This window comes from Shewanella marisflavi, from assembly GCF_002215585.1.
GTDB classification, from domain to species: domain Bacteria; phylum Pseudomonadota; class Gammaproteobacteria; order Enterobacterales; family Shewanellaceae; genus Shewanella; species Shewanella marisflavi.
The window spans coordinates 846,987-859,062 of sequence record NZ_CP022272.1 but is presented as its reverse complement, the minus strand read 5'-3'; the positions used below and the strand labels follow the sequence as shown (position 1 = coordinate 859,062).

Below are 12,076 nucleotides of genomic sequence, written 5' to 3'. Positions count from 1 at the left end.
GAGCGTTCAAGATAACGCCTGCTTAGGATCAATTCAAGATCTTTTTTGAACGAACATTCAAAATTAAGTACAATGCCCTTTATCGCCCAAGCAACAACACGAAGAGCCAGATGCGCAACGCCGAATTTGATCGCCAGCAGGTACTGAGACAGGCCATGAATGCCTTTATCGACAAGGGCTATGCCAAAACCAGTATGCAAGATCTCACCAAGGCCACAGGGTTACACCCTGGCTCCATCTACTGCGCCTTCGACAATAAGCAGGGCCTGCTGCTTGCGGTCATCGAACAATATGGTCAAGACCGTCACGCCGAGCTAACGGCCTGCTTCAGCTCGTCACTCCCCTTCGTCGAGCAGCTTAAACGCTATTTAGCCGGCATAGTCGATGAGTGTCTGTGCGAGGGCACACCTAAAGCCTGCCTGCTCACCAAGGCCCTAAATGAAGTGGCTGAACAAGATGAGTCGATAAGAGACGCTATTAAGCTACATCTCGACGGCTGGCAACAGACGCTGGAAGCCCAGTTTGAACAGGCTATCGTCAAGGGCGAGATTAAAGGGGATGGCGGCCACCTGGCGCGCTATTTCATCATGGGGATCTATGGGCTCAGAACCTTTGCCCATACCAAACCCGCGCCAGAGGTATTGCACGCTCTGGCGCAGCAACTTCTTCAAGACACCTGCCGCAGTTAGGCTATTTCACTACCATCACTGGGCATTTAGCCTTATTGGCCAACTCCTCGGCCACACTGGGATTAAGCAGATGTGCCAGACCGGTATGGCCGTGGCTGGCGATCACTATCATGCCCACATCATGCTCTTCGGCGTCGAGTAAGATTTGGCCCAGTACGCCACCGGAGCGAACCTCGCTATGGACCTTGAGGTTTGGCGGCATCTTAATCTTTGCTTCTCTCACCACCTCTCCCAACTTGCCGTTGGCATAGGCATGCAGATGCTGCTCTAGTTCCTCGTTACTCTCCACTACAATCCCATAGTTATGGGCGCCGTAAGGTTCGCTCACCACATGAACGATACGTAGATCGACGCCATAGAGGGTCGCCATCTCAATGGCATAACCCAAGGCGTGTGATGCCGTCTCGGAAAAATCCGTTGGGCACAGTATTTGACGTGTACGCATAGTACACCTCCTCAAATATAGCGTTCGCCGCGCCCCGATTTGGCAGACCCGCTAAGCTAGTTCGGTGCTATCTGAGCACAACTCTATTTCACCACCAGCACGGGGCATTTGGCGCGGTTAGCCACCGATTCAGCCACATTGGTATGCAGAAAATGAGACAAGCCTGTGCGGCCGTGGCTGGCAATCACTATCATGCCTACATTGCTCTCTTCCGCCTCGGCCAGAATCTCGGTAACGGGATCGCCACGACGTATCATGGTCTCGATAGGCAGATTACTATCGAGTTTAGCCAGCAAGGACTTCATTTTTTCGCCGGCTGCCTCTTCCATCGATTTGGCAAGCTCTTCGGGCGTGATAGCCAAGATCTGAAAATTCTCATCACCCATAGGCTGCTCTACCACATGGAGCAGGCGAAATCCCACCTGATAAAGATTTGCCATTTCGATAGCATAAGACAGGGCATGGGACGCCGTGTCAGAAAAATCTGTCGGGCATAAAATTTGACCTTTTCTCATTTGTTACTCCTTAGCACAATCGGCAATCACTTTACTTAAGCATAGCGGATAAAGGTGACACAGGCTTGACAGTTCCCTACCCTTGCAGCGCCCTTTATCACCCTTAACCTTAATACCCAAGTGCTGCGCAAGCCACTACTTAAACTAAGATTAATCGCTAAGCTCAAATCCATTCACCACTGACGAAGATCAAGCACTAAACTGGCTAGAACAACCAGGCGAGCGCGCTCTTTTTATCCTCGAAAAACTTAAACTCACCCGAGGTAAACCAGTTTGCCACACGCGTCATCCACTGCTGCACATCACCCTCACCCACGATGGCAACCCGCTTAAATTCTTTGCCATGTTTTATCCCCAGCTTGAGATCGTCCCAGGCACCATGTAGCGAAATACCATCGAGCTCAGTAATATCGATAAGCGCCAGGATCTCAGGGCTCTCAACCCCGGCCAGGGCAGATTCGAGTAGCGGCGTCATCTGCAGATAATCTTGATGGGTCAACTTGCCGACCGCCTTAAAGGTGAGATAAACATTCTCCTGATTTCGCTCTATACCGATAGCGATACCATGTAACTCAGTGCTCATGACAACCTCCTGCCAAGACAACAAAAGTGCCTAGGGTCTGCTGTAAAAACAAACAGCAAAGCTCAACAGACCCTAACTAAATTTTAGTTTTCATCCCATCACCACGCATTTGATCTAGATCACACTTTGCTCGGATATCGCTCAGGATTTGACCTAACTTCAAGCTTGACATAATATTAGACCGACTAATCAGTCGGTTTTTGAAACACGCCTATGACGCCGTAAAAAATGGCGTCATCGCTTATCAAAGACTTAACGCAGACAGGATGGATAGCCAGATGAATATGCCCGCAAATCTCGACATAAGCCAAAGCCTCAATCAGCTGCTCGCCAGACAGAAGGCAAGCTTTCGTGAGCAAGGGGCGCCATCTAGGCAGCAACGCGAGACACAGCTTATCGCCCTTAAGCAGGCGCTGCTGAGCCATCAACAGGCGATCGTCGATGCCCTCAATGCCGATTATGGCCACAGATCCAGTGATGACAGCCGCATCTCCGACATCATGCCCTGCGTCAACAACATCAACTACACACTGAAAAAGCTCAAAGGTTGGATGAAGCCCAGCCGTCGCCACGCGGGGATTTTATTAGCGCCCGCCAAGGTGCAGGTGCAGTATCAGCCCCTGGGCGTCGTGGGCATCATAGTGCCGTGGAACTTCCCTGTGATGCTCTCCATCGGCCCCTTGATCACGGCGCTTGCGGCTGGCAACCGCGCCATGATCAAGTTGTCTGAATTCACTCCAGAGACCAACAAGGCACTCAAACAGATGCTCGCCGACCTGTTTGATGAGAGTGTGGTTGCCGTTATCGAAGGGCTAGCCGACGTCGCCGCCGCCTTCTCGGCACTGGCCTTCGATCACCTGCTATTTACCGGCTCCACCACGGTTGGCCGCCATGTGATGCGCGCCGCCGCCGACAATCTCACGCCAGTCACCTTAGAGTTGGGAGGCAAGTCACCTGTGATCATCGCCCCGGACATGCCACTGGATACCGCCGTGGAGCGGATGATCTACGGTAAATGCCTTAACGCCGGACAGATCTGTGTCGCTCCCGACTATGTGCTGCTACCTAAAGGCAAGAGCGACGCCTTCGTACAGGCCTTTATCGCCAAATTTAAGCAGATGTACGGTGAGATAGCTGATAACCCAGATTACGGCGCCATCATCAATCCAAGACAATTCGAGCGCCTACAGGCGGTGCTGCAAGACGCCCGCGACAAAGGGGCGCAGATCATCCCAAGCTCTCAGGAAACCCTTACCCCCGACAGCCGCAAGCTGCCGGTACAATTGATCACTGGGGTGAACGAGCAGATGCTCGTCATGCAGGAGGAGATCTTCGGCCCTCTGCTGCCCATCATCGAATATGACAACCTGGCGCAGGCGATCGATTATGTGAATGACCGCCCTCGTCCGCTGGCGCTCTATATCATGAGCTTCGATAGCGATACCCAACAGCGTCTACTCAACCAGACCCACTCGGGCGGTGTGTGCATCAACGAAACCGTATTCCATGTGGCGGCGGACGATGCCCCCTTTGGCGGTATCGGCCCCTCAGGCATGGGCCACTACCATGGCAAGGAAGGTTTCCTCACCATGAGCCACGCCAAGACCATACTGAGCCGTGGCAAGCTCAATACCGGCAAGCTGGTACACCCTCCCTATGGCACTGCCATTCAGCGGCTGCTGATGAAGCTATTTTTACGCTAAAGGTTGAGATTGAGAGAGATTGCCATGGGCAAAAGTCAGAAGAAACAAGCCATCTTAGATACCGCCCTGCAGCTTTTTGTCAGTCAGGGCTTTCACGCTACCAGCACGGCCACCATCGCCCGCGAGGCAGGCGTAGCCACAGGCACACTGTTTCACCATTTTCCCTCTAAAGAGCAGCTGCTCGAGCAGCTGTTTCTCGGCGTCAAACAGGAGTTTGCCGACGCCATACAAGCGGGTGCAAGCAAGAGTGGCAAGCTTAAGCAAGATGCCAAGCAGCTGTGGTTTGCCGCGCTCACCTGGGCCATGGCCAATCCGCTCAAACAGGCTTTTTTTCAGCTCTATTCGATGTCGCCAACCGTCGAGCAGTCGGTGCGCGCTCAGGCGATGCACAGCATCCTAGGCTTTATTGCCGAATTGATCCGACAGGGGCAGGCAAGTGGCGAGCTGGCTAAATATCCCATTGAGCTGATGCAAGACAACTGCCACGGCCAATACCTGGCCGCCACCCGCTACTTTGTCGACCACCCTGAGCGCTGGCAAGATGAAGAGCAGCGCGCCGCTAGCTTTGCCCTCTTCTGGAATGCCATGGCCGCGCGGTGATCACTCCTGCCAATCGGCAAAATGTGCAATCAGATGGTCGATAGCCATTCGCGCCCGCATGGGTAAGAAACGGCGGTTTTGGTAAACAATCCAGCTGGTGAGGCCGCGATTCCAATAGGGTGACAACACTGGAACCAGGCTGCCCTTAGCCAGCGGCACGATAAAGCTACTCTTAGGCAGATAGGCAATCCCCAAATGCTGCTCTGCTGCCGCGATCACCGCTGGCACATTGTTGCTGCGCCAGCGCCCTTCCACCTTGATGTTCAGCTCTATATCGTCTTGTTGAAACAGCCAGTGATCATTGTTAGAGATGATGCAGCTATGCAACCTGAGATCCTGAGGCGTCTTAGGAGTACCATGTTCGGCCAGATACTCAGGGCTTGCCACCGCCATCATGTCTCGATTCGCTAACTTACGCGCCACCAGGCCTGAGTCTTTTAACATTCCAAAGCGAATCGCGAAATCGATACCATCTTCGACAAAGTTAACCATACGACTGTTGAAGTCCATGTCTATGGTTAAGGCGGGATGTTGCCTGGCAAAATCGATCAATACCGGAGCGATATACTGCTCGGCAAACGCCCCGGCCGCACTAACCCTCAGGGTGCCACTGAGCTGCTGTTGCTGCTGACTCACTTCCTCATTGGCCTGTCTAAGTCCCACCATCAGGTTTTGGCACTGGCGATAATAACCCAGCCCAGCCTGTGTCAGGCTAACGCTGCGAGTGGTCCTTGCAAATAGGGCGCAGCCAAGCCGCGCCTCAAGCCTCGCCACCTGACGACTCACATGGCTGGTCGAACTTCCCAGTTGGCGTGCCGCCGCCGAAAAGCCATTAGACTCGGCAACCGCAATAAATTCGACAATCCCCTCAAAACTATCCATGCATCACCATTGTTGCTATATAACAATATTAATTTGCAAACTTGATGGATTATCACAACAACCTGCAACAATTACAATGAGACCACTTTGTAATAACAGGGACTCTGCACCATGAAAAAAGTACTCATCTTTTTGACAAACCACGCCACACTCGGCACCACTGACGAAGCCAATGGCACCTTTGCGCCAGAACTCACCCATGCGCTGCATGAGCTATTAGCCGCAGGCCTTGATTATGATCTTGTCTCAATCGACGGCGGCAAGGCCCCCCTATATGGCACAGATATCGAAGGTGATGAGGTCAACGCATCTATGTTGCAGGACGCCTCGTTTATCAGCCGGGTCAACAATACCATTCCCGCCTCACAGATAGATATTGAGCAATACAGCGCTATCTACTATCCGGGTGGATTTGGCTTGCTATCGGATCTGGCCACCAATGAAGCCGTTGCCCAGCTCAGTGCGGCGCACTACGAAAATGGTGGTGTCATTGGCGCCGTGTGTCACGGACCAGCCGGCTTACTGCCCATCACACTGAGCAATGGCGAAAAACTGATTGCCGACAAATCGGTAACCGGCTTTACCCGTGAAGAGGAGATCGACTATGGCACCATAGATAAGATCCCCTTCCTGCTCGAAGAAGCACTGACCCGCAGCGCAAAGCGCTATAACAAGGTCCAGCCGTGGAATGCCTTCATCATAGAAGATCAACGAGTCATTACCGGGCAAAACCCTGCCAGTGCTGGCTCCGTTGGTAAGGCGATTGCCGCACACTTAGCTTAAGCTCAACCGACACTCATGGTCATTTCCGTGGCTAATTCAATGGCTAATTCAATGGCCATGAGTGTCCCGCAAAGCTCCACTGCCAGATGGTTTGATGTTAGTATCAGCAGCTTAATCCCATTGATTTGCCGCGATAATAACAACTATATGAGGAGCGCTATATGCCTGTGCAAATGCAACGACGCCATCTACTTAAGGGCTTGGCCGCTGCCGGTCTATTGACTCAGCTAGCCCCCCTCCCTGCATGGGCAAAAGCGACTCAAAAAGCCCTCTATATCGATGGCCTCTCCTTTTTGCCCGACGACTTAGCCGATCTCAGCGCCTCAAAGCTTGATGCCTACCTGTGTGATATCTCAGCCATCGAAGCCATAGAACAGGCCGATGGCACCACAAACTACAAACGCACCTACAAGGCTTGTGTCAAAAGCATCAGCGAGGCCTTAGAGCGGGTAAACGCCAACCCAGACAAACTATTGCTGGGGCGCAGCGCCAAGGATATCGAGCTTGCCCATGAAAGCGGACGCACTGCCGTCTTCTTTCAAATTCAGGGCGCCGACTGCGTCGAGCAGAGCATAAATCAAGATCTCAATCAGGTGGATGAGTTTTATGAGCGCGGCCTTAGGGTACTGCAGCTTACCCACCACTATGGCAACCTGTTTAGCGGCGGCGCACTGGACAACGACGGCAAGCAGGGACTCAACCTACCGCTCACCCAGGCCGGCCATCAGCTAATCGACAAGCTCAACAGCAAGCGGATGCTGCTCGATGTCAGCCACTCCAGCCCTCAGTCGGCACTAGATAGCGCCAGGGCCAGCCGCGCGCCCATAGTGCAGAGCCACGGCGCCGTGCGTGCCATCGTCAATCACGCCCGCTGCTCACCCGATGAGGTGATCAAGGCGATCGCCGATACCGGCGGCCTATTCGGCGTCTTTATGATGACCTTCTGGCTCACCACTGAGCACACACCCACCACAGACCACTACCTGGCGCAGCTCAAGCATGTGGCCAATGTCGGCGGCATCGACGCCGTGGCGATTGCCAACGACTATCCGCTGCGGGGCCACGAAAACTTATTGGCGCTGGGTAATGACAACGCCGAAGGAGTGAAACAATACATTGAGTGGTGGTACAGCCTTAGGGCACGCGGCGTACTCGGCTTCGACCACGAACCGCAGCATGTGGTGATCCCAGAGCTTAACCATATCGAGCGCATGGAGCGTATCGACAGTGCCCTATCCCGCGCCGGATTCAGAAGATGCGATCGCGTTAAAATCATGGGGGGGAATTGGCAGCGGGTGTTGGCCGAGGTACTAGGCTAGTCCCTCTGACCCAGGCTGGTTACTCTAACCTAGACTGGTTAGCGGCCAGCCTAATGACGCTTTCTTAAAGTATCCTTTTAGAACATCTACCCGATTTCGTATTTGAAAGGCATCCTTTAACCAAGACAGCATGGTGTATCAATTGCCTGCAGCAGGCTAATGTGCAGATACGCCTGTGAGACGCCGTAAATAAGTCCCTTTAGGCTCTGCCGAAACATCCCTGTTTCGGAAGCTCACCGGCGTATCTACACCCGGTTATCCATCTCTTCGATTACACGACATGGGAAAGTTCCGGACATTTCCAATGTTAGATTTTTTGTTCTAACCCACTTAGATCGAATTTATAGGGGTAGCACCTCGCTACCGAGCTTAAAATTGTTGGCTAAACTTAGCGAAGAATGAGCGCAAGCCAAGCGTTTTGCGTCCAATTGCCATGATGGCCTTGTTAGAGTTTTTTACTCGATGACTTTGAATTTACTAATTTCATAAAAGCATTCGTCATCTATTGTGTCTTTACTCCAATCAACTTCAATTACTTCTGGAAATCCAAATTTTGGGTGGTATTTAATTTCCATACTTGCAGCTTCAAATAACCCTTTATTTGCAGCTTTAAAAAGATCGTCAATAACTAATTCATGCTCGTGCTCACCAAGTTTCTCAAAAAGTGCTACACCATTTACGACTAAAACTTTTGATCCTGCTACATACATACAACCTTCTTGGGCAACATAGCTGTACCTTTCAGGTTCATTTTGTTTCCAAATTTCCAATTGTCTCGCTATTTTTTCGCGTGTTTGAGAGTTTACCGATTGATGCCCAATTCCCCAAAAACTAAATATTAGGACTATTATCGTTCCTAATACAAAGAAGATTGAATATGGATTGCGGGTATCGAATATTTGCATAAAACTCTAAAGCCCTGTTAAGGTGAGCAACGTAATGCCGATGTTCACGCATACCAAACATTTTATTAGTGCGCATGTGCGTTTACCTCGTTAGAACCGTGAACACGCGCATTGTTAACTAATTGTATTGCAACGAAGTTATCACCTTTACTTCAAATACACCATCCAGAAAAATGCGCATGTGCTTTTCCAAACCTCCCGCCTAACAAACTTAAGCTTAAGCACATGAATTTAAGAGCTTTTTAATCACACGGTTTGCCACCTATAGATAACAAAGCGGCAAAGATGCACTAAGTTTTCCTATCTATCGGCAACAAATGCAGTCAAATCGAAGAGACGATGGATACCGAGTGCAGATACGCCTGTGACCTTCGGTTTCAGGGATGAAACCGCAGAGCGGCCAGGGATGGCGAACAGCGTGTCACGGGTGTATCTGCACATCCCCCGCCGGGCAGGCGTTAGATAGCAGCAAAGGTACGACCTTCAAATCCCTCAATAAACAAACATGCAACCAAAAGCTGTTCACCTTAATAGCAACAGATCCAGTCAAATCGAAGAGACGTTGAACACCGAGTGCAGATACGCCTGTGACCTTCGGTTTCAAGGATGAAACCGCAGAGCGGCCAAGGCCAAATATGTTCCCTACATATTTTGGCATTTCCTCCATCCTTGGAGGTCAGATGGCGAACAGCGTGTCACGGGCGTATCTGCGCACTCCCCCGCCGGGCAGGCGTTAGATAGCAGCGAAGGTACGACCTTCAAATCCCTAATCAAACAAGAGCGCCGCCAAAAGCTCAACCGCTAAACCACTGTGGCAATCGGTCAATCCCACGATACACTGAAATGAATAACGAATATGACTCGCTAAGCCCCCCAAGCATAAGGTTAACCATGCCCCAACTTTCAAGGATACGCCTGCTATTACTCACCTCGGTCACTATGCTGGCATTCGCGGCCAACTCGCTGTTTTGCCGGGAGGCTCTGGCATCGGGCAGTATCGGCGCCGCCAGTTTCACCTTGATACGTATCGCTTCCGGCGCCCTGATGCTGGGGATACTGGTTTCACCTCACATTCGCACTGGCGGCCTGGGCGGCAACTGGCTGTCGGCAGCGGCGCTATTTGGTTATGCAGTCGCATTTTCCTTTGCCTACAACAGCCTAAGCGCTGGCACGGGTGCCTTATTGCTGTTTGGTGCGGTGCAGATAACCATGATCCTCTACGGTCTGTGGTCTGGCGAGCGGATAAATCGAAAACAGACAATAGGGGCGCTACTGGCCGGAGCGGGTTTGGTTTGGCTGGTACTGCCGGGGGTGAGCGCGCCATCCCTAGTCGGCGCCGTGCTGATGATAATCGCGGGTATTTCCTGGGGGGTCTACTCTTTACTCGGTCGCAGTACTGATCGACCAACCCTGGCCACGGCGGGCAATTTTATCCGCACGGTGCCCATGGCCCTGGTGCCGTTTGCCTTGCTCGTCCATTCTGAGACTATCAGCGCCACCGGGATTGGCTACGCCGTGGCATCTGGTGCCCTCGCCTCGGGCCTGGGCTACGCCCTGTGGTACTTAGTGCTGCCCTCACTCACCTCGGTAACCGCCGCGACGGTGAAACTTAGCGTACCTGTGATTGCCGCCTTTGGCGGCTTTATCTGGCTCGGCGAAGCCATGACCACGAGACTCCTCATCGCCTCCATCGCCGTCCTCGGCGGCATCGCCCTGTTTGTCATGAGTAAACAAGGTAATAGAGCCTGCAATGAAGTCAAATCGAAGAAACAATAGGGTATTATTACGCCTTTGACTGTCAGCGACAGGACGTAGCCGAAAGCCAAAAGCGTATCAAAAATAAGGCCATCAGATGCTATTTCAAAAAATACCGCCTGTCGGCAAAGTAAGCACCAGCCTTAATGACAAGGCTACTTAGGCTCGATCTGCTCCACCATGAGCTGTAGGCTCTCATTACCACGAAACTCATTGATATCCAGTTTATAGGCAACTTCGGCATATTGAATGGTGGCATCGGGCCAGGTGGTGAGATCCACGTTAAAGGCAATGGCATCGACCATGGTCTGACCGCATTCACTCTCAAGCACGAGTTTGAGGTGACGCTCACCCACAATCCGCTGCTGCAGGATACGAAACACGCCATCAAATATCGGCTCGGGGAAATTTTGCCCCCAAGGACCAGCGCTGCGAAGCTCTCTGGCCAGCGCCATATTGAGCTGAGCAGGGCTTAGTTCGCCGTCGCTGACTATCTCGCCAGTCAACTGCTCGGGCGCTAACAGTTCACGCACCGCCTCATCATAGGCCTTGGCGAAACGCTCGAATTCACCGGCACGCAGCGACAGACCCGCCGCCATGGCGTGGCCGCCGAACTTGATGATCATTCCAGGATGACGGGCATTGATCAGCTCTAACAGGTCGCGCATATGCAAGCCTTTAATAGAGCGAGCCGAGCCCTTGATCTCGCCTTCCCCCGCTTCGGCAAAGGCGATAACTGGCCTGTGGTATTTGTCTTTGATCCGCGACGCCAAGATACCTATCACCCCCTGATGCCAGTCTTGCTGGTAGAGGGCGATACCCCAGGGTAGCTCAGCCTCATTAAGGGACAGGCTCTCTAGGCTCTTTAGTGCCTCCTGCTGCATGCCGGTTTCCAGCTCGCGCCGCTCGGCGTTTAGACCATCCAGCTCGCTCGCCATGCGCCGAGCACGCATCATGTCGTCACACAACAAGGTCTCGACCCCCAAAGCCATCTCATCGAGACGGCCGGCGGCGTTTAGCCTGGGGCCAACGGCAAAACCAAAATCAGAGGCCACGATGCGCGAGGTGTTACGCTTGGCCACCTCTAATAAAGCTGTGATCCCTGGACGGCAGCGCCCGGCGCGCACCCGCTTGAGCCCGGCGTCCACTAAGATGCGGTTATTGGTATCCAGTGACACCACATCCGCCACTGTGCCCAAGGCCACGATATCCAGCAAGGTCGCCAGATTAGGCTCATTAATGCCCTTAGCCTGATACCAGTTACGACTGCGCAGCTCGGCGCGCAGGGCTGACATTAAGTAGAAGGCTACGCCAACCCCGGCGATCGCCTTACTGGCAAAGCCACAACCCAGCTGGTTAGGATTCACTATCGCATCGGCCTGCGGTACAGCTTGACCCGGCAGGTGATGGTCGGTGATCACCACCTGCATTCCCAAGGCCTTAGCGGCGGCGACCCCCTCGATGGAGGAGATACCGTTATCAACGGTTATCAGCAGCTGCGCCCCCATTTGCTGGGCCACCTGCACTATCTCAGGACTGAGACCATAGCCATAATCGAATCGGTTAGGGATAAGGTAATCCACATTGGCAGCGCCCATCATTCTCAGAGCCAGCAGACAGACACTGGTGGAGGTGGCACCGTCGGCATCGAAGTCGCCCACGATCAAGATGGATTGCTGCTGGGCCATCGCGTCGGCAATAATGGCCGCGGCCCTATCTACATCCTTTAACGTATCGGGGCGCAGTAGGTTAGCCAGCGCTAACTCGCAGTCGCTCGTGGTGCATCCTCGGCTGGCATAGACTTGCTTTAAGATGGGCGAAAGATGATTCGGCAGATGGCTATCATCTACCTTAGGGCGGCGTACTATCTTATGGATCACGACTTAAACAACCTCAA

12 protein-coding genes are annotated in these 12,076 nt (G+C 52.7%); 6 read left to right on the top strand and 6 right to left on the bottom strand.

The genetic code is table 11. From position 1 onward, the window contains the following. Positions 1–110: 110 nt before the first annotated feature. Positions 111–689, top strand: coding sequence for a TetR/AcrR family transcriptional regulator (locus CFF01_RS03845; RefSeq protein ID WP_088903926.1), 579 nt, complete (start codon positions 111–113; stop codon positions 687–689). 1 nt (position 690) lies between these two features. On the opposite strand, the gene CFF01_RS03840 is transcribed toward CFF01_RS03845, so the two are convergent. From CFF01_RS03840 to CFF01_RS03830, 3 genes are all read right to left on the bottom strand, one after another. Then, a complete protein-coding gene (locus CFF01_RS03840) occupies positions 691–1,134 on the bottom strand; it encodes a universal stress protein (RefSeq protein WP_088903925.1) in 444 nt (147 codons plus the stop codon). A gap of 83 nt (positions 1,135–1,217) precedes the next feature. After that, entirely contained in the window at positions 1,218–1,649 is a 432-nt protein-coding gene (locus CFF01_RS03835) for a universal stress protein (RefSeq protein ID WP_088903924.1), read from the bottom strand. Between the two features lie 205 nt (positions 1,650–1,854). Continuing rightward, on the bottom strand, positions 1,855–2,232 hold the full coding sequence (locus tag CFF01_RS03830) for a SpoIIAA family protein (RefSeq protein WP_088903923.1): 378 nt from the start codon (positions 2,230–2,232) through the stop codon (positions 1,855–1,857). A gap of 278 nt (positions 2,233–2,510) precedes the next feature. On the opposite strand from CFF01_RS03830, the gene CFF01_RS03825 reads away from it, so the two are divergent. Continuing rightward, a complete protein-coding gene (locus tag CFF01_RS03825; protein ID WP_088903922.1) occupies positions 2,511–3,935 on the top strand; it encodes a coniferyl aldehyde dehydrogenase in 1,425 nt (474 codons plus the stop codon). Positions 3,936–3,959: 24 nt separating this feature from the next. Next, positions 3,960–4,535 carry a TetR/AcrR family transcriptional regulator gene (locus tag CFF01_RS03820; protein WP_088903921.1) on the top strand — a complete coding sequence of 192 codons (576 nt, stop codon included), beginning with the start codon at positions 3,960–3,962 and terminating at the stop codon, positions 4,533–4,535. Here the strand turns inward: CFF01_RS03820 and CFF01_RS03815 are convergent, their stop codons facing one another. Then, positions 4,536–5,417 carry a LysR family transcriptional regulator gene (locus CFF01_RS03815; protein ID WP_088903920.1) on the bottom strand — a complete coding sequence of 294 codons (882 nt, stop codon included), beginning with the start codon at positions 5,415–5,417 and terminating at the stop codon, positions 4,536–4,538. A gap of 111 nt (positions 5,418–5,528) precedes the next feature. Between CFF01_RS03815 and CFF01_RS03810 the strand changes: the two genes are divergently transcribed. Together CFF01_RS03810 and CFF01_RS03805 are read left to right on the top strand one after the other, a co-directional pair. Then, positions 5,529–6,200: a type 1 glutamine amidotransferase domain-containing protein gene (locus CFF01_RS03810; RefSeq protein ID WP_088903919.1), complete on the top strand. Its 672-nt coding sequence runs from the start codon at positions 5,529–5,531 to the stop codon at positions 6,198–6,200. A 161-nt stretch (positions 6,201–6,361) separates the two neighbouring features. Next, on the top strand, positions 6,362–7,519 hold the full coding sequence (locus CFF01_RS03805) for a membrane dipeptidase (RefSeq protein WP_088903918.1): 1,158 nt from the start codon (positions 6,362–6,364) through the stop codon (positions 7,517–7,519). 455 nt (positions 7,520–7,974) lie between these two features. On the opposite strand, the gene CFF01_RS03800 is transcribed toward CFF01_RS03805, so the two are convergent. Then, positions 7,975–8,424 carry a DUF6174 domain-containing protein gene (locus CFF01_RS03800; protein WP_088903917.1) on the bottom strand — a complete coding sequence of 150 codons (450 nt, stop codon included), beginning with the start codon at positions 8,422–8,424 and terminating at the stop codon, positions 7,975–7,977. 891 nt (positions 8,425–9,315) lie between these two features. Here CFF01_RS03800 and CFF01_RS03790 point away from each other — a divergent pair. After that, the gene (locus tag CFF01_RS03790) at positions 9,316–10,200 is read left to right on the top strand and encodes a DMT family transporter (RefSeq protein ID WP_088903915.1); all 885 of its coding nucleotides are present in this window, start codon (positions 9,316–9,318) and stop codon (positions 10,198–10,200) included. A gap of 134 nt (positions 10,201–10,334) precedes the next feature. On the opposite strand, the gene recJ is transcribed toward CFF01_RS03790, so the two are convergent. Next, positions 10,335–12,059, bottom strand: a complete 1,725-nt coding sequence (gene recJ / locus CFF01_RS03785) for a single-stranded-DNA-specific exonuclease RecJ (RefSeq protein ID WP_088903914.1) — start codon at positions 12,057–12,059, stop codon at positions 10,335–10,337. Between the last annotated feature and the right edge of the window lie 17 nt (positions 12,060–12,076).